Source organism: Arthrobacter sp. P1_C12_2 (assembly GCF_056406415.1).
This window is the reverse complement of record NZ_JBFUAF010000017.1, coordinates 29,240-54,038: the sequence shown is the minus strand read 5'-3', so window position 1 is coordinate 54,038 and position 24,799 is coordinate 29,240. Positions and strand designations below refer to the sequence as shown.

The following is a 24,799-nucleotide window of genomic DNA, read 5'->3' as shown; positions in this document are numbered from 1 at the left end:
ACTGCCCGGCGGGGTCACCCTGCGGGACATGGACGCCGCGGACATTCCCGCCATCCACGCGCTGGAACGCCGGCTGTTTCCCGTAGACGCCTGGCCGCTGCAGATGTTCCACGACGAGCTGGCGCAGACGGATACCCGGCGCTACCTCGTGGCGGAGATCCACGGCGGGATTGTGGGCTATGCCGGGCTCATGTGCATCGAGCCGATCTCGGACGTCCAGACCATCGCCGTGGTGCCCGAGGAGGAAGGCAAGGGCATCGGCTCGGCCCTGCTCACGGAGCTGATCGCGGAAAGCCGGCGCCGCCACGCCCAGGACGTGCTGCTGGAGGTCAGGGCGGACAACCCGCGGGCCCAGCACCTCTACCTGCGCTTCGGCTTCGAACAGATCCACGTCCGGCCCCGCTACTACCGCGACGGCGTCGATGCCCTGATCATGCGGCTGCAGCTGCCCCGCGAACCGCTCAGCCCCCAGCCCACGGAAGCAGGCCGACCATGAACCGCACCCAGCCGCTCGTGCTCGGCATCGAGTCCTCCTGCGACGAAACCGGCGTCGGCATCGTCCGGGGGACCGCCCTGCTGACAAACACCGTCTCGTCCTCTATGGACGAACACGTCCGCTTCGGCGGGGTGATACCCGAGATCGCGTCCCGCGCCCACCTCGACGCGTTCGTCCCCACTCTCGAAGAGGCCCTCGCGGAGGCGGACGTGACGCTCGCGGACATCGACGCAATCGCCGTCACCTCCGGGCCGGGCCTGGCGGGGGCACTCATGGTCGGAGTGTGCGCTGCCAAGGCGCTCGCCGTCGCCACCGGCAAACCCCTCTACGCCATCAACCACCTGGTGGCCCATGTCGGCGTCGGGCTCCTGCAGCAGGGCGACGGCACTCGGTCGCCGCAAACCCCGCCGCGCACCCTGCCCGAGAATATGGGTGCCCTTCTGGTCTCCGGCGGCCACACCGAGATCCTGCGGATCCGGAGCATCACGGACGACGTCGAGCTGCTCGGCTCTACGATCGACGACGCCGCCGGCGAAGCCTACGACAAGGTGGCCCGGCTCCTGGGCCTGGGCTACCCGGGCGGTCCGGCCATCGACAAGCTCGCGCGCACCGGCAACGCGAAGGCCATCCGGTTCCCGCGCGGGCTCACCCAGCCCAAGTACATGGGGACCGCCGAGGAACCCGGGCCGCACCGCTACGACTGGTCCTTCAGCGGGCTCAAGACCGCCGTCGCCCGCTGCGTGGAGCAGTTCGAGGCCCGCGGCGAGGAGGTTCCCGTGGCGGACATCGCGGCGGCCTTCCAGGAAGCCGTGGTGGATGTCATTACCTCCAAGGCGGTGCTCGCCTGCCGCGAAAACGGCATCACGGAGGTCCTCCTGGGTGGGGGCGTTGCCGCCAACTCGCGGCTGCGCCAGCTCACCGAACAACGCTGCACTGCGGCCGGGATCCGGCTGACGGTGCCGCCGCTGCCGCTGTGCACGGATAACGGCGCCATGGTGGCCGCACTCGGCGCGCAACTGGTGATGGCCGGCGTGGAACCGAGCGGGATCGGGTTTGCGCCGGATTCCTCGATGCCGGTCACGACCGTCTCCGCCTGAGGCTCTGACCGCCCGAAGTTAGGACAGCCCGAAGCCTCGACCGCCGCCGTGGCGGCTGTTGCGTGGCGGTTGTTGGGTGCCGCAGCTAGGCGTCCGGGCCCTGGCGCATCTGCTTGACCAGATCCAGTACGACGGCGCGCAGGTCCCCGCCGTGCTCGGCGGCGACCCGGCGCTGCCGCTGGTAGCCGGCGCCGCGTTCGATGATCTTCTCGACGTCGGCCAGTTCGGCGCTGCAGCCGAGCTTTGCCGCCACGGGCTCAAGCCGCTTGAGCGTCTCGCGCAGGTGCTCTGTTACGAGCTTTTCGTTGCCGTCGGCGTCGAGGATGATGATCGCTTCGAGGCCATACCGGGCCGCGCGCCACTTGTTTTCCTGCACGTGCCACGGGGGCATCGTGGGAATGGTGCCGCCGTTCTCCAGCGTCGTGGAAAATTCGTCGACGAGGCACTGCGTGAGTGCGGCGATCGCGCCGACGTCCTCGAGGGTCGCCAGGCCGTCGCAAATGCGCATCTCGATGGTGCCGAGGGCCGGAACGGGGCGGATGTCCCACCGGATCTCGGAGAGCGTATCAATCACACCGGTGGTGAACATGTCCTGGACGTAGGCCTCGTAGTCCTCCCAGCTGGCGAACTGGAACGGCAGGCCGGCGGTGGGCAGCTGCTGGAACATGAGGGCGCGGTGTGAGGCGTAGCCCGTGTCCTCGCCGCCCCAAAAAGGGCTCGACGCAGAGAGCGCCTGGAAGTGCGGGAAGTAATTGACCAGGCCGTCCAGCACCGGAAGGACCTTGTCCCGGCTGTCCAGTCCGACGTGAACATGGACGCCGTAAATGACCATCTGCCGGCCCCACCACTGGGTCCGGTCAATGAGCTTGGCGTAGCGTTCCTTGTCCGTGACGGGCTGCAGCTGGGGCGGGCTGAAGGGGTGGCTCCCGGCACAAAAGATCTCCACGCCCATGGGATCGGTGACCTCCCGGACGGCCGCGAGCGAGCTGTTCAGGTCCGCTTTGGCTTCCGCGACTGTGGTGCAGATGCCCGTGACGAGCTCCACGGTGTTCAGCAGCAGCTCCTGCTTGATGTGCGGGTGCTCGTCGTCCTCATTGAGTTCGGGGTGCCGGGCAGCGACGCCGCGGAGCACCTGGTTCGCCACGGAGGCCAGCTCACCGGTCTCGGCGTCGACGAGCGCCAGCTCCCATTCCACGCCAAGAGTCGACTGCCTGGATGAAGCGAACTCGATCTTCATGTGGTCCCTTCACTGTTTTGCTGTCGCTGGCCGCGGTCCTGGTGGGAAATGCGCTGGCAAACACCCTCGGGCGTGCCCTGGCCGTTGCCACCGGCGGTGGCACGCGACATTTCCCCACACCTGAGCGCCGGCCGGGCGGCTGGCACGGCTACGGGTGGTCCAAGTCTAGTGCAGGGGCGTCCCAAGGGCGGTGTCAAAGTGACCGCTGGTGCGTGAGTGTATTCACAACGCGGCTGGTCAGCGACGGCGCGCGCGGCTGCGGGGTGAGCTGCGGGGGACCGGACCCATCCTGGCGTTTAATGGAGCTGTGCCCATTCTGAACAAAGACATGACCCTGTGTATCTCGCTCTCGGCCCGGCCCAGCAACAACGGGACGCGCTTCCACAACCACCTGTATGAACAGCTGGGCCTGAACTGGATCTACAAGGCCTTCGCCCCCACCGACCTCGCCCAGGCGATCGCCGGGGTGCGCGGCCTCGGCATCCGCGGCTGCGCGGTGTCCATGCCGTACAAGGAGGACGTGATCGCCCTCGTTGACGTCATGGACCCGTCGGCGAAGGCCATCGACTCGGTCAACACCATCGTCAACGACGGCGGCCGGCTCACGGCCTACAACACCGACTACACCGCAATCGAGCAGCTCCTGCGCAGCAACGGCGTCCCCACGGACTACTCGGTGCTGGTCCTGGGCGCCGGGGGCATGGCCAAGGCCACCGTGGCGGCGCTGCGGGACGCCGGCTTCAAGGACGTGACCGTCGTGGCCCGCAACGAGGACGCCGGCCGCGCCCTGGCCGGCCAGTACGGCTTCGCCTGGAGCGCGGAACTGGGCCCGGCGGGGTCCGGCACCGGTACGGCGGACATGCTGATCAACGTCACACCTATTGGCATGGCCGGCGGCCCGGACGCCGCCGCGCTGCCCTTCCCGCAGGAGGCCATCGACGCCGCCAAGGTGGTGTTCGACGTCGTCGCCCTCCCGGCCGAGACGCCGCTCATCAAGGCCGGCCGCGCGGCCGGCAAGACCGTGATCACCGGAGCCGAGGTGGCCACGATCCAGGCGCTGGAGCAGTTCGTGCTGTACACCGGCGTCCGGCCCACCGACGAGCAGATCCGGGCCGCCGAGGAGTTTACGCGGGCCCAGTAGTCCAGTTGCCCGGCCGCCTCCCGGGATCCTGCGGCGGGCTCCCGCGCCTTCGGGGCTAGACCGGCTCCACCGAGATGGCCACCCGGTCCTCGCCGATCCTGGTGAGGACCAGGGTGGCCGACTTCTTGCCCTTGTGCTTTGCGCTGCCGCCGGGCAGGAGTTGCTTGCGCAGTTCCTCCGGCGTGACAGCCGTGCCGCGCTTCTTGATGTCCAAGACCCCGATCCCTTGGTCCTTGACCCAGGCCTTGAGCGCCTTGACGTTGAACGGCATCACATCCAGGACCCTGTACGCCTTGGCGAACGGGGTGTCGTGCACGTCCGGGGCGCAGATGTAAGCGATGTGCTCGTCCACGAGGTGCCCGCCCAGCTGGAGGGCGACGTCGGCCACCAGTCCGGCGCGGATCACCGCGCCGTCGGGCTCATACAGGTACCCCTCCACGGGGCCCACGGGCGCCACCGGGCCGGCCCCGAAGTCCTCGCCGCTGGTGAGCTCAGCGGATCCGAGGGGTCCGAGCACGAGGGCCGCGCGCCGCACCCCGGGGCGCCGCACCGCATTGAACCACAGGGCCACCTCGGTCACGTCCCCGCCCACCGAGACCCACTGCGCCTCGCAGCCGGCCGGCACGGAGTCGTGCGGCATGCCCGGCCCCATCTTCACGCCGACGGCTCGGCCGGAGCCGGCGAGTGTCTCCACGAAGGACAGCGGCGGGGAGAAATCCTCCGGATCCCAGATCCGTTTGGTTCCCGACGTGGACGTGGTGCGCCGGGCCGGGTCCATCCAGACGCCGTCGACGCCCTCCAGCGACACCGACGTGGCATCGGCATGGACCACGGTGGCATTGCGGAACGGGATCAGGTTCATCGTGGCGCACGCGGCCGTGGCCTCGTCCATTTCCACCGAGGTGACCACCAGGTCCAGGGACGCCAGGGCCATCGAATCCGCCCCGAGCCCGCAGCCGAGATCCGCGACGTGGCCGATCCCGGCCTCCGCGAACCGCTGCGCATGCCGTGCCGCCACCGTGAGCCGGGTGGCCTGCTCCAGACCGGCCCTGGTGAAGATCATCTGCCGGGCGAACTCGCCGAATTTGGCCTCGGCCTTGGTCCTTAGCCGGGACTGGGTGAGTACGGCCGAGACGAGTTCGGGGGAGTGGCCGGCTTTGCGCAGCGCCGCCGTGAGGCGGAATGCCTCGTCCTCGCGGTAAGGGCCCAGCGACGCCAGCAGCTCCCAGCCCTCGGGGGTGAGGATCGGGGCAATATGTTCCTGCGGTGCGTCAGTCATGCCATCCAGCGTAGTTGAGGTCCGCGGGCGCGCTGTGACCGGGCAGCGGGGGCTAGGCTTGACGGCATGGAAGACAGCGGCACAGGCGACAGCATCCCAGCGGACACGGCCGGGCAGGACACGGTAGGCAACGACGACGCCGGGCAGGAGCGCCGGAGCCCGCAGGGGCTGGCCCGCTACGCAAGGCCGGCGCTGGTCGCCGGCGCGGTGATCGCCGTCGTATGCGTTGCACTGTTGGTGATCATCTTCTTCCTCGATTCCTTCAACGCCACCGTGTATTCCGTCGGCGGCAAGAACGTCCAGGACGCCACGGAGGAGGCCCGGGCCATCCGCGATACTTACACGGCTGCCCGGCTCGGCGGCATCATCTTCCTCATCGCGGGGATCCTGCTGGCCGCCGCCGGCGCCGTGCTGATGTACCGGCACCGGAACGACGAAGGCCAGGACACGGACGAAGACGACGGCGAGAACGTGGACTTCGAAGACCTCGCAGGCCAGTAGCCAGCCAGCAGCCAGCGCATTAGCGTCCGAGTCGGCGTGAGAGTCGGCGCGCGCCCGCAAACGCCAGACGGCCAACGGCCACGGGACATGCCCACTCTCCGGCGCCACGAATGGGCATGTCCTCCCGGGCAATGCCCGCACGTTGGGCATGTCCATCGCTCGGCGCGGGCAGTGAGCATGATGCCCACGTGTCCTCTCGCCGCGGCGAAAATTGGGCATGTCCCCCCGGGGGAAGTGTTCACCCGGAACGAATTTCTGGCACTCGCCTTGACCGAGTGCTAGCCATTTACATAGAGTCGTCATTAGCACTCTCCCTAGGAGGGTGCTAACACGTGAAGCGCGTTCCGCCAGGCACGCTGCCGGCACCGCGACGACGGTCTGTGCGCCTTGGCATCACCGCTTCATGGTCCACGAATTTGCTGACGAAAAGGAGAGGTCCGAGTGTCGGTCTCTATTAAGCCTCTTGAGGATCGTATTGTTGTCCGCCCGCTCGAAGCCGAGCAGACCACGGCTTCCGGCCTGGTTATCCCGGACTCCGCGCAGGAGAAGCCGCAGGAAGGTGAAGTTGTTGCAGTAGGCCCCGGCCGCTTCGATGACAACGGCAACCGCGTTCCCATTGACGTTGCCGTTGGCGACGTCGTCATTTACTCCAAGTACGGTGGAACCGAAGTCAAGACCGGCGGCACCGAGTACCTCGTGCTCTCCGCCCGCGACGTTCTGGCGATCGTCGTAAAGTAACTCTCTTGGACCCCCGCGCAGCCGATCCTTCGTATTGAATGGATCAGTTGCGCGGGGTTCTGTCTTGAAAGGACAAAACCATGGCAAAGCAGCTTGCGTTTAACGACGCTGCCCGCCGGTCGCTTGAAGCCGGCATCGATAAGCTCGCCAACACCGTCAAGGTCACGCTGGGCCCGCGCGGCCGCAACGTCGTACTGGACAAAAAGTGGGGCGCCCCCACGATCACCAACGATGGCGTGACCATCGCCCGTGAAGTCGAGCTGGACGACCCCTACGAGAACCTTGGCGCGCAGCTTGCCAAGGAGGTCGCCACCAAGACCAACGATGTTGCCGGTGACGGCACCACCACGGCCACCGTTCTGGCCCAGGCCCTGGTCAAGGAAGGCCTGCGCAACGTTGCGGCAGGCGCCGCACCGGGCGAGATCAAGCGCGGCATCGAGGTTTCGGTCGAGGCCGTCGCCGCCCGCCTGCTGGAGAACGCGCGCCCGGTTGAAGGCACTCAGGTTGCCAACGTTGCCGCCATCTCCGCCCAGAGCGACGAGGTCGGCGAGCTCCTGGCCGAGGCGTTCGGCAAGGTCGGCAAGGATGGTGTGATCACCATCGAGGAATCCTCCACCACGCAGACCGAGCTGGTCCTCACCGAGGGCATGCAGTTCGACAAGGGCTACCTGTCCCCGTACTTCGTCACCGACGCGGAACGCCAGGAGGCCGTCCTCGAGGACGCCCTGATCCTGATCAACCAGGGCAAGATCTCCTCGGTTCAGGATTTCCTGCCGCTGCTGGAAAAGGCGCTGCAGAGCTCCAAGCCGCTCTTCATCATTGCCGAAGACGTCGAGGGCGAGGCCCTGTCCACGCTCATCGTCAACCGCATCCGCGGCACCCTGAACGTCGTCGCCGTCAAGGCGCCGGGCTTCGGTGACCGACGCAAGGCCATGCTGCAGGACATCGCGACCCTCACCGGTGCGCAGGTTGTCTCCGCCGAGCTGGGCCTGAGCCTGGACACCGTTGGCCTCGAGGTGCTCGGCACCGCACGCCGTATTACGGTCACCAAGGACAACACCACGATCGTCGACGGCGCCGGTTCGGCCGAGGACGTCGCCGCCCGCGTTGCCCAGCTGCGTGCCGAACTGACCCGTACCGATTCGGACTGGGACAAGGAAAAGCTGCAGGAACGCCTGGCCAAGCTGGCTGGCGGCATCGGCGTGATCAAGGTCGGCGCTGCCACCGAGGTTGAGCTGAAGGAAAAGAAGCACCGCATCGAGGACGCCGTGTCCTCGACCCGCGCTGCCCTCGAAGAAGGCATCGTGGCCGGCGGCGGCTCCGCCCTCATCCACGCGCTGAAGGCTCTCGACGAGGACGCTGCCGTCCAGGCCCTCGAGGGTGACGCGGCTGCCGCCGTCGGAATCGTCCGCCGCGCCCTGACCCAGCCGCTGCGCTGGATCGCCCAGAACGCCGGCTTCGACGGCTATGTCGTGGTTGCCAAGGTGGCCGAATCCGCTGTGAACCAGGGCTTCAACGCCAAGTCCGGCGAATACGAAGACCTGATCGCCGCCGGCGTGATCGACCCCGTGAAGGTGACGCGTGCGGCTCTGCGCAACGCGGCCTCCATCGCGGCACTGGTCCTCACCACGGAAACCCTCGTGGTGGAGAAGCCGGCCGACGAAGACGAGCACGCAGGGCACAAGCACTAGGTTCTGCCCGCAAAGGGGACGGTCCGGCACCTTGCCGGGCCGTCCTTTTTCTGTCGAGTCTCTGCTACGGTTCTGCCGGAATCTTGGTTGCAAGTGGCCTGGATTCTCGCGCGTTGACGCCGTCAGGTTCCGCGCCAGGGTCCCGGGTTCACTGGAAATTCCCACGTTGGCATGCCTCAATGGAGATCTGTGGCCGCCGGGGCGATTGGCCATAAAAATTACGTTTTGGTAACATGGAGGCTTTGGTTATCTGGTTGAGGGGTAGTTCTATGACACAGCAAGGAACCTTGCCCCTGCCTGCCCGGCACAGTGCCGCGCACAGGGCAAGCCCCACCGCCGCACTCAGGGCCGGCCGGAAATCCACATTCAGGCCCGAAATCCAGGGACTCCGGTCCCTGGCCGTGCTGATGGTCATGAGCTATCACATTTGGCTTGGCCGGGTCTCCGGCGGCGTGGACGTGTTCCTGCTGATCTCGGCCTTCCTCATGACGCTGCAGTTCGTCGGCCGCTACGAGCAGGGCCGGCCCATGGCCTTGCTCAAGCATTGGCTGCACCTTTTCCGGCGCCTGATCCCGGCTGCCGTCACCGTCATGGTGGCCGTACTCGCCGCAAGCATCCTGTTCCTGCCCCGGACCCGCTGGCTGGAAGTCATCAACCAGGGGTGGGCCTCCCTGTTCTACGCCGAGAACTGGCTCCTGCAGTCCGAGGCCACGAACTACTACGCCTCGGACCACAGCAAGGCCAGCCCCTTCCAGCATTTCTGGTCCCTCTCAATCCAGGGGCAGGTCTTTATCCTGTGGCCGCTCATCTTCGCCGGAGCAGCAATCCTCGCCAAGCGCTTCAGGCTCCGTTACCGCGTGCTGCTGTGCTACATATTCGCCCTGATCTTCGTTGTTTCGCTGGTCTACTCAATCGTCTTCACCCAGACGTCCCAGACGGAGGCGTACTTCGATACCTGGGCCCGGCTATGGGAGTTCGCGCTCGGCACCCTGGTGGCTCTGGCCCTTCCCGCCCTGCGGCTTCCGCGGGGCTGGCGGCTGGGCCTGGGCTGGCTGGGCATTGTGGCCATGCTCAGCTGCGGCCTCCTGCTCAATGTCCAGGCGTCCTTCCCCGGGTCCGTGGCACTCTGGCCTACCCTGGCGGCAGCCTGCGTCATCGCCGCCGGGCAGTCGGGCAGCAAGCTGGGCGTCGACCGGATCCTCAGTTCGAAGCCGTTGGTCCGGCTGGGAGACATCTCGTACGCCCTGTACCTATGGCACTGGCCGGTCCTGGTCATCTCGCTTGCCGCGACGCACAGGGACCATGCGGGGCCGATCACGGGCGCCGTCATCGTCACCGTGTCGCTGGTGCTCGCCTATCTCACTACCCGCTTTGTGGAGAAACCCTGGCGGGAATGGAAGTGGCCGGAGGTGCAGCGGCGCCGCGCATTCATTGCCATCGCCGCGGCCGTGGTCACCGCCGCCGTGCCGCTGGCCGGCTGGCACCTTCAGATCAACTACGCCACGGCGGCCGCGGCGAGCCAGGCCTGGGCCAATAATCCGGGTGCCCGGTCGCTGGACCCCGCCTACGTCGACGGGGCTGACAAATCCGCCCCGCTCCTTCCCACCCTCGCCACGGCAGCGGAGGAATGGCCCCAGTACGCGGGCGGCTGCACCGCGGATGCAAAGGAATTCACGAACGTCTGCAACAACGGCAAGCAGAATGCCACCAAGACCGTGTTGATCATTGGCAACTCGCATGCCCACGTCTGGGCGACCCCCATCCTCACTATGGCAGAGAAGCACGGCTGGAGGGTCGAGGCCATCACCAAGGGGTACTGCCCCGTGACGGTCCACCAGGCCGCGGGGCTCTCGGAGGGCTGCCTGGACTTCAACAAGGACACCCTCAAGAAGGTGCTCGAGATGAAGCCGGACCTCGTGGTGACAACTAGCACCCGGACTGACCCCGACCCGAGCAACACAGAATTCATGGATCCGGGGTGGGTTCCGCCGATCAAATCCATCAACGACGCCGGGATCCCCGTGGTGGCGCTGCGGGACACCCCGCGCATGCACGAGGCCGTTCCCGCGTGCCTCGAAAGCAACCCCGACAACTACGCCGCCTGCGGAACGACGACCGCGGAGAACTATCAGGCAGCGTCGCCCGATGCAGCCGTGGCCGGGCAGTTGCCGGCCACCAAGTTTCTCGACTTCAGCCGGTTCTTCTGCCCGGACGATCTCTGCCCGGCCGTGATCGGCAACGTGATGGTCTACAAGGATGACAACCACGTCACGCGAACCTACATGGAGAGCCTCACTCCGTACTTTGAGACCGAGTTTATGGCAGCTACCGGTTGGAACGCCGGGTAAGGACCGTGCCGGTCCTTAGCCGGCGGGCCGTGGCGAGCGCCTGCCGCCTTCGTGCCTCAGCGCCGCGAGCGGTCCGCCCTGCGCCGCAGCCGCAGCGCGGCCCCCGGCGCCAGCCGCTTGGTCGCCAGCCGGTAGAACAGCAGAACGCCGACGGCGGCCGCGACGATTCCCAGCAGGTTCAGGAACAGCTGCAGGGCGGAACCGGCCGCCTTCTGGTACTCGCCCAGGACCAGAGCCACGGCCACAAACCCCGCCGCTGGCACCGTGGTGACGGAGATGAAGACCCCGATCAGTGCCGCCGAGCGCTGGCTGATGACCGACAGCATCCCGGCTGCTCCGGCCAGCACGGCGACGATCAGGGAGTAGGGGCCCGGGTGGTAGATGAATTCAACCGCTGATCCGTGGTCCAGCGCGTCCGGGGGAAACAGCCCGAGCGGCACGGACAGCCACGCGCCCAGCGCGGCAGCTAGCATCGCGACTGGAAAGCCGACGCCGAGGGCCAGCGCCGCGTCGCGCCCGAGCCGCCGCTGGCGCCGGACCAGGGCCACGGCCAGGGCAGCCAGCGGGCCGAACTCCGGGCCCACGGCCATGGCGCCAACGATCGCAATAGTGGAGTTCGTCACGATGCCGATGGCCGCCAGTTGGGTCGCCAGGATTAGGAACGCCAGAAAACTCCACGTCAGGCGCGAATCCTCGCCGGTCTGCCGCGACACCTCGTCCCAGATCACGGCGTCCGCGCCTTCACCCGGAGCCTCCGCCTCCGCCCGGTCTGCGCGGTCCGAGAGCACAAGGTCCGGTGCGATGACCGAAAGTGATCCCCGCTGCTGGACGTCGAGGGCGTGGAGCTTCTCTACGAGCCCCTCGACGGATTCCCGTGCCAGCAGAACCTGGATAACGTCCCCGGGCGGCATGACGGAAGAATCCTTCGCCAGCGCGACTTCCGAGACGCCGACGTGATTGGTACAACTTTCGACAACAACTCCGGACAAGTCACCCGGAACACAAATGCGCAGCTGCACGATCACTTGGCGGCCTCCTCAGACTCGTACCAGCCTAGCTTCCGCGCTGCGGCCGACGACGTCGGCCGGCCGCCGCGAGTGCGCCGCCAGTCGCGTGCCTAGAGGCTCCCGCCAGGGCCACCAAGAGGCTTCTGCGGGGCACGTGCGATTGGCAAAGAAGGTTACGTTTCGGTAACATTGATGTTTTGGAAACTGGCCGGAAGGGTTATTTGTGTCGACCGAGCGAACCATCGTCACCCCGCCAAGGGCGGATGCGGGTTCTCCGGCGACCCGAAAAACAAGCTACCGCCCCGAAGTCCAGGGCCTTCGCGCCCTCGCTGTCCTCATGGTGGTCACGTACCACGTGTGGCTGGGGCGGGTCTCCGGGGGCGTAGACATCTTCCTCCTTATTTCAGCCTTCCTGATGACGCTCAGCTTCACGCGGAAGGTCGAAAGCGGCGCGCCCCTGAAGCTGCTCAGCCACTGGCTTCATCTGCTCAAGCGCCTGCTGCCCGCCGTCGTCGTGGTGATTCTCGGCGTCCTCGCCGGCACCTGGGCCATCCTGCCGCAAAGCCGGTGGCCCGACGTCCTCGAACAGGCCTGGGCCTCCCTGCTGTACCGGCAGAACTGGCTCCTGGCGGACAGCGCCGTGGACTACTACGCCCAGGACCATTCGGGTGCGAGTCCGCTCCAGCACTTCTGGTCACTCTCGATCCAGGGCCAGGTGTTCGTACTGTGGCCACTCGTCTTTGCCGGCACGGCCCTCCTTAGTCGACTGCTCCGCCGCCGGACCGGCCAGGACCACGCCCTGCTGCGTTACCGGCCCCTGCTGGCTGCGGCCTTCGGCGCCATTTTTGCCGTGTCCCTGGCGTACTCGATCCAACAGACCGCCACGAACCAGGCCCACGCCTACTTCGATACCGGTGCCCGGCTCTGGGAGTTCGCCCTCGGCTCGCTCCTGGCCCTCGCCCTGCCGTACCTGAAGCCGGGCCGGATCCTGCGCGTCGTGCTCGGCTGGGCAGGCCTCGTGGCCATGCTCTCCTGCGGGCTGCTGCTGACCGTGGACCGTTCCTTCCCCGGATTCATCGCACTGTGGCCCACGCTGGCCGCCGCCGCGATCATCACCGCCGGTCAAAGCGGCAGCCGCTTCGGCGTCGACCGCTTCCTGACCTGGAAACCCCTGGTGGCGCTGGGGGACAACTCCTATGCGCTCTACCTCTGGCACTGGCCGCTGCTGGTCCTGGCCCTCGCCGGGGCGGGCATCACGGCGCCAAACCTGTTCCAGGGGCTGTGCATCGTTGCCGCGTCCGTCGTCCTGGCCGTGCTGACCACCCGCTTCGTCGAGAAGCCGCTGCGCGAATGGCACTGGCCCGAGCGCCGCGCCTGGCGTACCGCCGTCGTGATTGCCGCCTGTGGTGCCCTGCTGGCGGGTCCCGTCGGCGTCTGGCAGAGCCGGCTCGTCGCCGACGAAGCCGAGGCGGCCTCCCAGCCCAAGGAACTGACCCCGGGCGCGGCTGCCCTGGCGCCGGAAAACGCAGGCAAGCCCACGCCGGAGGCGAAGATCATCCCCGCACCGGCGGCGATGAAGGACGAGTGGGCCGACATCGACGGGCTGTGCACGGACGGAAACGTCCCCAGCGACCCCTTGCTGCAGGGATGCCTGCAGAACAATAAACCGGAGAAGGTCACCAAGCGGATCGTGGTGCTCGGCGACTCGCATGCGCAGCAGTACATGGCCGCGCTCGGGCCCATCGCGAAGAGCCACGGCTGGGAAGTGGTCACGCTCCTGAAGGGCAACTGCCGCTTCGGCGGGGAGTCCCCGGAACGGGACGCGGACTGCAACGCCTTCAACCGGGCCAGCGCGCAGTACGTCCTGGACCACCATCCCGACGCCGTTTTCACGGTTGCGTCCCTGACCCACAAGGAAGCGCCGTTCGAGACCGAAGTGCCGGAGTACCTGGCGGGCATCAAACCCTTCACCGACGCCGGCATGGACGTGGTGGGCATCCGCGACAACCCCCGCTTTAGCATCAACATGCCCGAGTGCGTCCAGAAGAATGGCGAGGATGCCTCGGAGTGCAACGTGCCGCAGCAGGAATCGCTCGCAGGGTCCTCGCCCCTGGATGCGTACCGCGGCCAGGTGCCCAGGCTGCACCTCCTGGACATGAGCGATTTCATCTGCGCCAACGGAACGTGCCCCGCGGTGGTCGGCAACGTGTACGTCTACAAGGACGACAACCATCTGACCAAGACGTACGTCCAGACCATGATCCCCATGTTCGAAAAGCGGCTGCTCGCCGCCACCGGCTGGAAATAGGCTGCGGGAACGGGCCCGGGCGGCCGGGGGGCCGGCGCGGCCGGCCGGGGAGCCGTCCGGGCATGGGGCGGCTCACATTGAAGCTGCACATTACCGCCCCGGAATATGGCTATGGCCGCCAAGGTTCTACTATTTATTGAGGACTTCTGCACGAATCGAATCTTCTGCACGAACCTTCTGCATGACCTTCTGCACAGGCCAGACCCGTAATGACGGGCTGGTCATCTGTTGCAACCCCTACCCGTGACCCCGTAACCCAAGGTAAGAGGCGCACTCATGACCCAGCCCGAACACAATCCCTTCGGCTTCATCGGCCTGACCTACGACGACGTCCTGCTCCTGCCCGGCCACACCGACGTGATCCCCTCGGAAGCGGACACGTCCTCGCGGATCTCCAAGCGCATCACGGTCCAGACGCCGCTGCTCTCCGCCGCGATGGACACCGTGACGGAGTCGCGGATGGCCATCGCCATGGCCCGCCAGGGCGGCCTCGGCGTCGTGCACCGCAACCTCTCCATCGCCGACCAGGCCGACCAGGTGGACCGGGTCAAGCGCAGCGAATCGGGCATGATCACCAACCCCCTGACCATCGGCCCCGAGGCCACGCTTGCCGAGCTGGACGAAATCTGCGCACGCTACCGCGTCTCCGGCCTGCCGGTCGTGGACGAGGGCAACCGGCTGCTGGGCATCGTCACCAACCGCGACACCCGCTTCGTGCCCGAATCGGATTTCCCGCTCCGGCTGGTCAGCGACGTCATGACCAAGATGCCGCTCGTCACCGGACACGTCGGCATCAGCCGCGAGGAAGCCTCGCACAAGCTGGCCACGAACAAGATCGAGAAGCTCCCGCTCGTGGACGAGCAGGGCCGGCTCAAGGGCCTGATCACCACCAAAGACTTCACCAAGGCCGAGCAGTACCCGCTCGCCACCAAGGACGACGAAGGCCGCCTGCGCGTCGGCGCGGCGATCGGCTTCTTCGGCGACGGCTGGGAACGCGCCATGGCCCTCGTGGACGCCGGGGTGGATGCCCTCTTCGTGGACACCGCGAACGGCCACTCCCAGGGTGTGCTGGAAATGATCCGCCGGCTCAAGTCCGATCCCGTTGCGGCGCACGTGGACATCATCGGCGGCCAGGCCGCCACCCGCGAAGGCGCCCAGGCACTGATCGACGCCGGTGCCGACGGCATCAAGGTCGGCGTCGGTCCCGGGTCCATCTGCACCACCCGCGTCGTGGCCGGCGTCGGCGTCCCGCAGATCACCGCCATCTACGAGTCGGCGAAGGCTGCCATCCCGGCCGGCGTCCCGCTGATCGCCGACGGCGGCCTGCAGTACTCCGGTGACATCGGCAAGGCGCTCGTCGCCGGCGCCGACACCGTGATGCTCGGCTCTCTCCTGGCCGGTTGCGACGAATCTCCGGGCGACCTGATTTTCGTCAACGGCAAGCAGTTCAAGAGCTACCGCGGCATGGGCTCCCTCGGCGCCATGCAGACCCGCGGCAAGAACACCTCCTACTCCAAGGACCGCTATTTCCAGGCCGACGTCTCCGGCGATGACAAGCTCATCCCGGAAGGCATTGAGGGCCGGGTCGCGTACCGCGGTCCGTTGTCGTCGGTGGCGTACCAGCTGGTCGGCGGGCTCCGCCAGACCATGTTCTACACCGGCGCCCCGACCGTGGCCGAGCTGAAGGCGCGCGGCAAGTTCGTCCGCATCACCCCGGCCGGGCTCAAGGAGTCGCACCCGCACGACATCCAGATGACGGTCGAAGCCCCGAACTACGGGGCGCGCTAAGACCATCCGCTTGAACCGGGTGACCCCACCCAACTAACTCGCAGCAGGGGCCGTTCTGGAGCCTCATAGCGGCCCCTGCTGCGAGCCACTTGGGCAGGGGGTGTGTCCTAGGCTGGAGGCATGTCCGAACTCCTGCCGGCACGCGCGCCCAAACGCAAGCTCGCGCTCAAGCCCTACGCCCGCGCCGTGGCACAGGTGTTGCGGGTGAGCTTCCGGGCCTCACCCTCCGCCGTCGTCATGAAGGTCCTGGGCTCGCTGATCTCGGCACTGCTGCCGCTGGTCACGACGTACTTTGCCGCCCTGACCACCACGGCGCTGGCCGCCGCCTACGCGGGCAACGCCGACGCCGGCCGGCAGGCAGTCGTCTACGTCATCATCACCGCGGCACTCGGGCTCTTCTGGGGATCGTTCAGCAGCGTGGACCGCTACATCCAGCAGCTCATGAGCTTCCGGGTCGGCGCGATCGTCGGGGATCTGATGTACGAGCGCTTCCTGACCCTGGACTTCTGGCGCTACGACGACAAAGAGACCGTGGACCTGTACGACCGGGCCAAACGTTTCTCCGACTCCTACGCCCGTGTCCTGGACCGGATCGCCGCCATCTTCACCCAGCTCGTCTCCGTGCTCCTGGCCATCGGCGCGCTGCTGCTGGTCAGCTGGTGGATCGCCGTGATCGTCCTGATCGCGATCGTCCCCAGCGTCTACCTGCAGTTCAAGCTCTCCCGCGAACAGATCGCGCACTGGAACACCCAGGTCGATTCGCGCAGGCAGCGCAGGATGATCGAAACCAACCTCCTGCGCCCGCAGCACATCGCCGAGATGCGGCTCTACGGGATCGTCGGCTACCTGATGGGCCTGCGCTCCCGGCTGCGGGACGCCGATGAAAAGCGGCGGCTGGACTTCCAGAAGCGCTACATTCCCAAACAGCTCGCGGCCGATGCCCTGCAGTACGGCGCCGAGGTCGTCTCCCTGATCTGGGTGGTGGGCCAGATCATCGCCCGGGCCCAGCCGGTGGGGCAGTTCCTCTATGTCCAGCAGATTGTCAGCCGCGCCCTGTCCACGGCCAACAGCCTGATCTCCTCGCTCAGCTCGATCGACGAGGACCTGGCGAACCTCACGGACTACGAGCTCTTCATGGCCCTGCCCGTGCCGTCCGGCCACGCCCCGCCGCTGCTGCAGGCGCCGAAGACGGTGGAACTGCGGGACATCCGCTTCACCTACACCGGCAGCGAACTGGAGGTGATCCGCGGCATTTCGCTGACCGTCAGGCAGGGCCAGCACATCGCGATCGTGGGCGAGAACGGCGCCGGCAAGTCCACCCTGATCCGCATCCTGGCCGGGCTGTACCGTCCCGATTCCGGGCAGGTGATGCTCGACGGCGTTGATCTCGCCGCCGTCGACGTCACCTCCTGGCACCGGCACCTGGCAGTGCTCAGCCAGGAGTTCCTTAAATACGAATTCGCGACCGCGGCGGAAAATATCTTCTTCGGCGACGTCGACTCGCCCCGCGATGACGGACGGGTCCGCCGCTCCGCCGCGGATGCCGAAGCCCTCGAGTTCATCAATAAACTGCCCAACGGCCTGGACAACCACGTCAGCAACTGGATGGAGGACCCGCGCGGGCGGAAGGGCTCCGGTCTTTCCGGCGGGCAGTGGCAGCGACTGGCGATGGCCCGGAACTTCTACCGCAGCGCATCGTTCATGGTGATGGACGAGCCGACGTCGGCGATCGACGCGCTGGCGGAACACCGGATCTTCACGCGGCTCTTCGCCGACCGCAGCAGCACCATCATCGCCATCAGCCACCGCCTGGCCACGATCGAGAAGGCCGATGTGGTCTACATGCTCGAGGACGGCCGCGTCGTGGAACAAGGCACCCACAAGGAACTCGTGGCGCTCCGCGGCCGCTATTTCCGGATGTTCGAGTCCCAACTGACGGTCCCGGATACCGAGAACGTCAGCGGCGAGTGAGGGGAGCGCCCTCCATCCGTGCCGACCCCGGCGTTGGGTCCGTCGAATATCCGGCGCCGGTCCAAGACGGACACAGCATGACGGACACAGTACGTCGAAGCGGCACCGCGCGTCGGCTGGGATAACCTAGAGCAGTGACTTACGAGATTGAGATTGGCCGAGGCAAGCGTGGGCGTCGTGCCTACTCCCTGGATGACATTGCGATCGTCCCCAACCGGCGCACCCGTGACCCCAAGGACGTCTCCGTCTCCTGGCAGATCGATGCCTACAAGTTCGACATGCCGGTCATCGCGGCGCCGATGGATTCGGCCATGTCGCCGGAAACCGTCATCGCCCTGGGCCGCCTCGGCGGACTCGGTGTGCTGGACCTCGAAGGCCTGTGGACCAGGTACGAGGACCCGCAGTCCGTACTGGACGAGATCGGGGGCCTCGCGGACGAGACCAACAGCCCCGCCGTCACCCGGCGCATGCAGGAGCTCTACCAGGCCCCGATCCAGCCCGAGCTGATCACCTCGCGCCTCGCCGAGATCCGCGCCGCCGGCGTCACCGTGGCCGGTTCCCTGACCCCGCAGCGCACGCAGGAACACTACAAGACCGTGGTGGCCGCCGGCGTCGACATCTTCGTCATCCGCGGCACCACGGTCTCGGCTGAGCACGTCTCCAAGGACCACGAGCCGCTGAACCTCAAGCAGTTCATCTACGAACTCGACGTCCCCGTGATCGTCGGCGGGGCGGCCGGCTACACCCCGGCCCTGCACCTGATGCGCACCGGCGCCGCCGGCGTGCTGGTCGGCTTCGGCGGGGGAGCCACCACCACCACCCGCCGTGCACTGGGCATCCACTCGCCGATGGCCTCCGCCATCTCCGACGTCGCGGCGGCCCGCCGGGACTACATGGACGAGTCCGGCGGACGCTACGTCCATGTGATCGCCGACGGCGGCATGGGATCCTCCGGTGACATCGTCAAGGCCATCGCCATGGGCGCCGACGCTGTGATGCTGGGCAGCGCCCTGGCCCGCGCCGACGAAGCCCCCGGCAAGGGCTGGCACTGGGGCCAGGAAGCCCACCACCTCGAACTGCCCCGCGGCGACAGGGTCAACGTGGGAACGGTCGGGCCGCTCGAAGAGGTCCTGTTCGGGCCGGGCCACCACACCAACGGCACCTCCAACCTCGTCGGCGCGCTGCGCCGTTCAATGGCAACCACCGGCTACTCGGACCTGAAGGAATTCCAGCGCGTCGACGTCGTCGTCTCGCCGTACGCCGGCAACTAAACCCCACGTCGGCCGCTGATTGGCCCTGCCCATCCGGGAAACTTGGACGTAGTCTGGTGCCCTACGAGGTTTGATCCGGATGGAGGCGTGACATGAACAGTTTTGCCGGCGGTTCTGCCGTGGCCGGAGGTGCCCTTGGGCCTGCGGAACGCGAGGCTTCAATCACTGTGCTTAGGGGGAGCACCGCCCCCGGCAAAGAGCTCGACATCCTGATCGTGGGCGGTGGCATCGTGGGCGCTGGCGCTGCCCTGGACGCGGTCACCCGCGGGCTCAGCGTGGGCATCGTCGAGGCCAATGACTGGGCCGCCGGGACGTCGTCGCGTTCCTCGAAGCTCATCCATGGTGGCCTCCGGTACCTCGAAATGCTCGACTTCGGCCTGGTCAAAGAGGCACTGCACGAACGTGGCCTCATTCTCTCCGTGCTGGCACCGCACCTGGCCCGGCCGGTCCCGTTCCTGTACCCGCTCCACAAGCCGTTCCTGGAACGGCCCTACATCGGCGCCGGAATCGCCCTGTACGACGCGATGTCCATCACCGGCGGGCACAGCCGCGGCGTCCCCTTCCACAAGCACCTGTCCCGGCGCGGAACCCTGCGCGCTGCCCCCAGCCTCAAGGACGACGCGTTCGTCGGATCCATCCGCTACTACGACGGGCAAGTCGACGACGCCAAGTACGTCGCAAACCTCGTGCGGACCGCGGCGCACTACGGCGCCCACGCGGTCAACCAGATGTCGGTTGTGGACTTCGTGCGCGAAGGCGAGCGGGTGGTCGGCGCCAAGGTGGTCAACCACGAAGACGGCACCAGCTTCAAAATCCGGGCCAAGCAGGTCATCAACGCCACCGGTGTCTGGACTGACGAAACCCAGGCCATGGTGACAGACCGCGGACAGCTCAAGGTGCGCGCCTCCAAGGGCATCCACCTCGTGGTGCCCCGCGACCGGATCCAGTCCACGGTGGGGCTGATCCTGCGGACCGAGAAATCCGTGCTGTTCGTGATTCCGTGGGGCAGGCACTGGATCATCGGGACCACTGACACCGACTGGCACCTCGACAAGGCACACCCCGCGGCCTCCAGCAAGGACATCGACTACCTCCTGGAGCACGTCAACAAGGTCCTCAAGCGCCCGCTGACCCGCGAGGACGTCGAGGGCGTCTACGCGGGGCTGCGGCCGCTGCTGGCCGGCGAAAGCGATTCCACCGCGAAGCTCTCGCGCGAACATGTGGTGGCCCACCCGGTGCCGGGCCTCGTGGTGGTGGCAGGCGGGAAGTGGACCACATACCGGGTCATGGCCAAGGACGCGGTCGACGAGGCAACGCGCAGCATGGACGAGCGCGTTCCGGCCAGCTGCACTGAGTCCATCCCGCTGCTGGGGGCGAGCGGTTTCAAGGCCGCATGGAACCAGCGGAACCGGATGGCGGAGGAGACCGGCGTCCACGTGGCCCGGATCGAGCACCTGCTCAACAGGTACGGCGCCATGACTTCGGAGGTTCTGGCGCTTATCGCCGGCAGCCCGGAACTGGCCGAGCCGCTGCCGGGCGCGGACGACTATCTGGCCGCCGAAGCCGTCTACGCGGCCTCGCACGAGGGCGCCCGCCATATCCAGGATGTCCTGACCCGCCGCACCAGGATTTCGATTGAGGCGTGGGACCGGGGTGTGTCCGCCGCTCCGGTAGTCGCTAAACTAGTGGGAGACGTTCTCGGCTGGAGTGATGCGCAGCGCGAGGGCGAAATCAAGCACTATCTGGCCCGAGTTGATGCCGAGCGCCTGAGTCAGCAGCAGCCGGACGACGAATCCGCCGATGCCGCACGGCTGGGCGTGGAGGACATCACGCCCCTGCGCTGAGACTCTCAGCGCCGGCGGGCCGTGCAGATTACAACGCTAGTCATTGGACTGCCGGCCGGCGTGCACTGACGCCACTTCGAAGGGACACCTCTTGGCGGAACCACTGGACCGGTACGACGCCGAGCTCACCACGCCCGAGATGGTGATCCTCGAAATGGATGCCACGGACAAGCTCGACGCCACTTCCCAGCTCGCGGAACGCATGCATGCGGCCGGACGAATTTCCGATCTCGAGGGCTTCCTCAAACAGGTCAACGCCAGGGAACACCAGCTCGCCACCGGCCTGCCCGGCGGCGTGGGCCTGCCGCACGCCCGCAGCGAGCTGGTCTCCCAAACCTCCATCGCGGTCGGCATCACAAAGTACGGCAGGTCACTGGACTTCGGCGCAACGGACGGGCCGGCCACAGTGATTCTGCTCATCGCCACTCCGGCGAGTTCCTTTTCCGATCACCTCGAAGTGCTCGCGACGCTGGCACGCTCATTGTCGAAAGAGTCCTTCCGCGAGTCGCTCCGCCGCGCCTACGACGCCGAAGTGATCGCAGAGCTGATCAATTCCAGCTTGGTGTTCTTCGACCACTAACGCTGGTCCGTACGTGTCGACTCCGTCGCCACGCAGGGACCCGGCTGCCCCACTCTAGATGGCCCGTTTCGCTGTTCTACACGGGGACGAAGTACCTTTAAGAGGTGCTGAAAACTGCCCTCAAACCCCGCTGGATCGCAGGACTCGTGTTCGCGATCGCCATTTCCGGGGTCTTTGTGCTGCTCAGCCAGTGGCAGTTCGGCCGTTCAACGCAGGCCGAAGCCCCGGTTTCCACCACAACGGAGGAAACCCGGCAGCTCACCTCGGTCCTGCAGCCCGGCGGATTCTTCCCCGGATCCGTGGCCGACCAGATGGTCTCCGCCACCGGCAGCTACGACGCCCAGAAGCAGGTTCTCGTCCCCGGCCGCCTCAATGACGGGGCGAAAGGCTACTGGATCGTTTCGGCCTTCGCGGTCAAGGATGCCCCGGCCCTGAAGGGCGGCGGGGCCACACCGCAGACCTGGATTCCGGTCGCGCGCGGCTGGGTCGCGGATCCCGGGGACGCCGTCGCGCCGCCGTCGGGCACCGTCGAACTGACCGGGCGGCTGCTGCCGTCCGAGTCGCCGCTGCCGCAGACCGATCCCGGCCCCGGCCGCGCCAGCGCCGTCTCGGTCGCCGAACTCATCAACGACTGGAACATCAGCAGCTACCCGGGCTTTGTCGCTGCGACTACCGAACTGGCAGGCGGCACCGACGTCGGGGCCGCGGCCGCCGGCGGCGACGTCAAACCCCTCCGGATCGGCCCGCAGCCGCCCGCGCAGCAGCTCAACTGGCTAAACCTCTTCTATTCCGTGGAATGGGTGGTCTTTGCCGGCTTCGCGCTGTTCATCTGGTGGCGGCTCGTCAAGGACGACTACCGCCGCGACCTCGAAGACGCGCTCGACGAGGAACAGGCAGGGGAAGAGCCCCCAACCGGCCACCCCGCGGACCACTATCACGCGGCCGGCCACCACGCGGCCGACCACCCCGCGGCCGAAGAACCCACCGATTCCCGTCCCACAGCCCCCCAACCCACAGACCCGAGAGTGCAATCATGATCGAGCCCCAGCCCGCCATCCAGCCGCAGACCACCAACGGCACGGGGAAAACCGGGAAGAAGCGCCGCTTCGGCGGCACCGAGGCCCAAATCCGTTCCGCCCTGAAGTTCTACAAAGTGCTCGCCTACCTGACGGGCTCGATGCTGCTGCTGCTGTGCGCCGAGCTGATTGCCCGGTACGGCTTCGGGCAGTACCTCTTCGCCGGCGGCACCAACGCCATCACCGGCCAGCCCTTCGGCTTCGGGTTCGCCGACGCCGAGCCGCCCGGGGTGATCGGGGGCGTCAACCTCTCCGTCACGGTCCTGATCGTGCACGGCTGGATGTACGTCGTGTACCTCATTTCCAACTTCCGGCTGTGGTCTCTCATGCGCTGGCCGTTCACCAAGCTCGTGGTTATGGCCCTGGGCGGCGTCGTGCCGTTCCTGTCCTTCTTCGTCGAGAAGAAGTTCCACGCCGAGGTCGAGGCCGAACTCGCGGCGAACCCGCAGGCGCCCCAGCGGTACTGAACCCCAGCGGTACTGAACCCCAGCGGTACTGAACAGCGGCACGACGCCGGCAGCCGCCGTCGGGCGTGTGAGTTCGCTTACCTCGGCCCGCGATTCGGGCCCGCGCCGGCTTCTCAATGTGCGGGCGGGCAGCGGCGCAAAGTAGGCTAGTGGGGTGACTACTCCCACTGCATCCCAGACGTCCCACAGGCCGGTTCTGGTCGTTGACTACGGTGCCCAGTACGCGCAGCTGATTGCCCGCCGCGTCCGGGAAGCGAATGTGTATTCGGAAGTGGTTCCGCATACGTACAGCACCGAGCAGCTGCTGGCCAAGAACCCCGCCGCGATCATCCTCTCGGGAGGGCCCTCGAGCGTCTACGCCGACGGCGCCCCCAGCGTCGGTGCCGACCTCTTCGAGGCCGGTGTCCCGGTCTTCGGCATCTGCTACGGCTTCCAGGCCATGGCCAACGCCCTCGGCGGCAAGGTGGCCCAGACAGGCCTGCGCGAATACGGCGCCACCGAGACCACCACCCTCGGCGAGGGCCGCTCCATCCTGGCCGGCATGCCCCAGCACCAGAGCACCTGGATGAGCCACGGCGACTCCGTCCATGAAGCCCCCGCGGGCTTTGAGGTCCTCGCGACGACGGCGGGCGCCGACGTCGCCGCGTTCGCCAATGAGGACAAGCGCCTCTACGGCGTCCAGTGGCACCCCGAGGTCAAGCACTCGGCCTACGGCCAGCAGGTCCTGGAGAACTTCCTCTTCAAGGGCGCCGGGCTGGAACCGAACTGGACCACCGGCAACATTCTGGAAGAACAGGTCCAGCGGATCCGTGACCAGATCGGCGACGCCCGGGTCATCTGCGGCCTCTCCGGCGGCGTCGACTCGGCAGTGGCCGCGGCCCTGGTCCAGCGCGCCGTCGGCGACCAGCTGACCTGCGTCTTCGTGGACCACGGGCTGTTGCGCGAGGGCGAAGCCGAACAGGTCGAACGTGACTTCGTGGCCGCCACCGGCGTCAAGCTCTACGTCGCCAACGAGCAGGAGCGCTTCCTGAGCGCCCTTGCCGGCGTCAGCGATCCCGAGACCAAACGCAAGATCATCGGCCGCGAATTCATCCGCGCCTTCGAGGAAGCCGAACTGGCGATCATCGCCGAGGCGGCGGCACACGGCGAAAAGATCAAGTTCCTCGTCCAGGGCACCCTGTACCCCGACGTCGTCGAATCCGGCGGCGGCGAAGGTGCGGCCAACATCAAGAGCCACCACAACGTGGGCGGGCTCCCCGAGGACCTGCAGTTTGAACTGGTTGAGCCGCTGCGCGCCCTGTTCAAGGACGAGGTCCGCGCCGTCGGTGCACAGCTCGGCCTGCCGCAGGAAATCGTCGGACGCCAGCCCTTCCCCGGTCCGGGCCTCGGCATCCGGATCGTCGGCGATGTCACCAAAGAACGCCTGGACCTGCTCCGCAAGGCCGATGCGATCGCCCGCGCCGAGCTGACCGCGGCCGGTCTGGATGACGAAGTGTGGCAGATGCCCGTGGTGCTGCTGGCGGACGTCCGCAGCGTGGGCGTCCAGGGCGACGGCCGGACCTACGGACACCCGATTGTCCTGCGACCCGTGTCCTCCGAGGACGCCATGACCGCCGACTGGTCGCGGCTGCCCTACGACCTCCTGGCCCGGATTTCCAACCGGATCACCAACGAGGTGGACGGCGTCAACCGCGTGGTGCTGGATGTGACCAGCAAGCCGCCGGGAACCATCGAGTGGGAATAGCAATCTGAATGGCCGGCCTTTCGAGGCCGGCCATTTCATTTTGTTCCTGACAATTCGGGCTGAATTTCGCACCGCCCAGTGTTGCGGCCCCGCACGTGCGGGGGATTCGGGCTACCCTCGAAAGCATGTCGGTATGGTCCAAGGCGTCCCGCGCAAGCCAGACAACCGTGAGCACACGAGATGCGGCCAGGGAAAGCGCGGACGCAACACAGACG

The 24,799-nt window shown here is 67.1% G+C and carries 19 protein-coding genes; 16 read left to right on the top strand and 3 right to left on the bottom strand.

Features of this window, described 5'->3' with window-relative positions; translation table 11 throughout:
• Positions 1 to 28: 28 nt before the first annotated feature.
• Both rimI and tsaD read left to right on the top strand, forming a co-directional pair.
• Positions 29 to 496, top strand: a complete 468-nt coding sequence (gene rimI / locus AC1DZQ_RS16910; protein ID WP_476964629.1) for a ribosomal protein S18-alanine N-acetyltransferase — start codon at positions 29 to 31, stop codon at positions 494 to 496.
• Positions 493 to 1,593: a tRNA (adenosine(37)-N6)-threonylcarbamoyltransferase complex transferase subunit TsaD gene (gene tsaD / locus AC1DZQ_RS16905; RefSeq protein WP_476964577.1), complete on the top strand. Its 1,101-nt coding sequence runs from the start codon at positions 493 to 495 to the stop codon at positions 1,591 to 1,593. The genes rimI and tsaD overlap by 4 nt, the downstream gene beginning before the upstream one ends.
• Positions 1,594 to 1,678: 85 nt before the next feature.
• On the opposite strand, the gene AC1DZQ_RS16900 is transcribed toward tsaD, so the two are convergent.
• Positions 1,679 to 2,830, bottom strand: coding sequence for a glutamate--cysteine ligase (locus AC1DZQ_RS16900; RefSeq protein WP_476964576.1), 1,152 nt, complete (start codon positions 2,828 to 2,830; stop codon positions 1,679 to 1,681).
• 307 nt (positions 2,831 to 3,137) lie between these two features.
• Between AC1DZQ_RS16900 and AC1DZQ_RS16895 the strand changes: the two genes are divergently transcribed.
• Positions 3,138 to 3,971: a shikimate 5-dehydrogenase gene (locus tag AC1DZQ_RS16895; protein WP_476964575.1), complete on the top strand. Its 834-nt coding sequence runs from the start codon at positions 3,138 to 3,140 to the stop codon at positions 3,969 to 3,971.
• Between the two features lie 55 nt (positions 3,972 to 4,026).
• Here the strand turns inward: AC1DZQ_RS16895 and AC1DZQ_RS16890 are convergent, their stop codons facing one another.
• Positions 4,027 to 5,250, bottom strand: a complete 1,224-nt coding sequence (locus AC1DZQ_RS16890; protein WP_476964574.1) for a class I SAM-dependent methyltransferase — start codon at positions 5,248 to 5,250, stop codon at positions 4,027 to 4,029.
• A 66-nt stretch (positions 5,251 to 5,316) separates the two neighbouring features.
• Here AC1DZQ_RS16890 and AC1DZQ_RS16885 point away from each other — a divergent pair, with 66 nt between their 5' ends.
• The 4 genes from AC1DZQ_RS16885 (at position 5,317) to AC1DZQ_RS16870 (ending at position 10,528) form a co-directional block, all read left to right on the top strand.
• Positions 5,317 to 5,751 carry a hypothetical protein gene (locus AC1DZQ_RS16885; protein WP_476964573.1) on the top strand — a complete coding sequence of 145 codons (435 nt, stop codon included), beginning with the start codon at positions 5,317 to 5,319 and terminating at the stop codon, positions 5,749 to 5,751.
• A 441-nt stretch (positions 5,752 to 6,192) separates the two neighbouring features.
• Positions 6,193 to 6,489, top strand: coding sequence for a co-chaperone GroES (gene groES / locus AC1DZQ_RS16880; protein WP_018773735.1), 297 nt, complete (start codon positions 6,193 to 6,195; stop codon positions 6,487 to 6,489).
• A gap of 80 nt (positions 6,490 to 6,569) precedes the next feature.
• Entirely contained in the window at positions 6,570 to 8,180 is a 1,611-nt protein-coding gene (groL, locus tag AC1DZQ_RS16875; RefSeq protein ID WP_079550210.1) for a chaperonin GroEL, read from the top strand.
• A 269-nt stretch (positions 8,181 to 8,449) separates the two neighbouring features.
• Positions 8,450 to 10,528 carry an acyltransferase family protein gene (locus AC1DZQ_RS16870; RefSeq protein WP_476964572.1) on the top strand — a complete coding sequence of 693 codons (2,079 nt, stop codon included), beginning with the start codon at positions 8,450 to 8,452 and terminating at the stop codon, positions 10,526 to 10,528.
• A 56-nt stretch (positions 10,529 to 10,584) separates the two neighbouring features.
• Here the strand turns inward: AC1DZQ_RS16870 and AC1DZQ_RS16865 are convergent, their stop codons facing one another.
• The gene (locus tag AC1DZQ_RS16865; protein WP_476964571.1) at positions 10,585 to 11,553 is read right to left on the bottom strand and encodes a DUF389 domain-containing protein; all 969 of its coding nucleotides are present in this window, start codon (positions 11,551 to 11,553) and stop codon (positions 10,585 to 10,587) included.
• 205 nt (positions 11,554 to 11,758) lie between these two features.
• On the opposite strand from AC1DZQ_RS16865, the gene AC1DZQ_RS16860 reads away from it, so the two are divergent.
• From AC1DZQ_RS16860 to guaA, 9 genes are all read left to right on the top strand, one after another.
• On the top strand, positions 11,759 to 13,843 hold the full coding sequence (locus AC1DZQ_RS16860) for an acyltransferase family protein (protein ID WP_476964570.1): 2,085 nt from the start codon (positions 11,759 to 11,761) through the stop codon (positions 13,841 to 13,843).
• 276 nt (positions 13,844 to 14,119) lie between these two features.
• Positions 14,120 to 15,631, top strand: a complete 1,512-nt coding sequence (guaB, locus tag AC1DZQ_RS16855; protein WP_476964569.1) for an IMP dehydrogenase — start codon at positions 14,120 to 14,122, stop codon at positions 15,629 to 15,631.
• A 120-nt stretch (positions 15,632 to 15,751) separates the two neighbouring features.
• A complete protein-coding gene (locus AC1DZQ_RS16850; RefSeq protein WP_476964568.1) occupies positions 15,752 to 17,602 on the top strand; it encodes an ABC transporter ATP-binding protein in 1,851 nt (616 codons plus the stop codon).
• Between the two features lie 134 nt (positions 17,603 to 17,736).
• On the top strand, positions 17,737 to 18,873 hold the full coding sequence (locus AC1DZQ_RS16845; RefSeq protein ID WP_476964567.1) for a GuaB3 family IMP dehydrogenase-related protein: 1,137 nt from the start codon (positions 17,737 to 17,739) through the stop codon (positions 18,871 to 18,873).
• Between the two features lie 92 nt (positions 18,874 to 18,965).
• Positions 18,966 to 20,717, top strand: coding sequence for a glycerol-3-phosphate dehydrogenase/oxidase (locus AC1DZQ_RS16840; protein WP_476964566.1), 1,752 nt, complete (start codon positions 18,966 to 18,968; stop codon positions 20,715 to 20,717).
• Positions 20,718 to 20,808: 91 nt separating this feature from the next.
• Positions 20,809 to 21,297, top strand: coding sequence for a PTS sugar transporter subunit IIA (locus AC1DZQ_RS16835; protein ID WP_476964565.1), 489 nt, complete (start codon positions 20,809 to 20,811; stop codon positions 21,295 to 21,297).
• A 104-nt stretch (positions 21,298 to 21,401) separates the two neighbouring features.
• Positions 21,402 to 22,334: an SURF1 family protein gene (locus tag AC1DZQ_RS16830; protein WP_476964564.1), complete on the top strand. Its 933-nt coding sequence runs from the start codon at positions 21,402 to 21,404 to the stop codon at positions 22,332 to 22,334.
• On the top strand, positions 22,331 to 22,840 hold the full coding sequence (locus AC1DZQ_RS16825) for a DUF3817 domain-containing protein (RefSeq protein ID WP_476964563.1): 510 nt from the start codon (positions 22,331 to 22,333) through the stop codon (positions 22,838 to 22,840). Before AC1DZQ_RS16830 ends, AC1DZQ_RS16825 begins: the two co-directional genes overlap by 4 nt.
• A gap of 154 nt (positions 22,841 to 22,994) precedes the next feature.
• Positions 22,995 to 24,584 carry a glutamine-hydrolyzing GMP synthase gene (gene guaA, locus AC1DZQ_RS16820; protein ID WP_476964562.1) on the top strand — a complete coding sequence of 530 codons (1,590 nt, stop codon included), beginning with the start codon at positions 22,995 to 22,997 and terminating at the stop codon, positions 24,582 to 24,584.
• Positions 24,585 to 24,799: the final 215 nt, after the last annotated feature.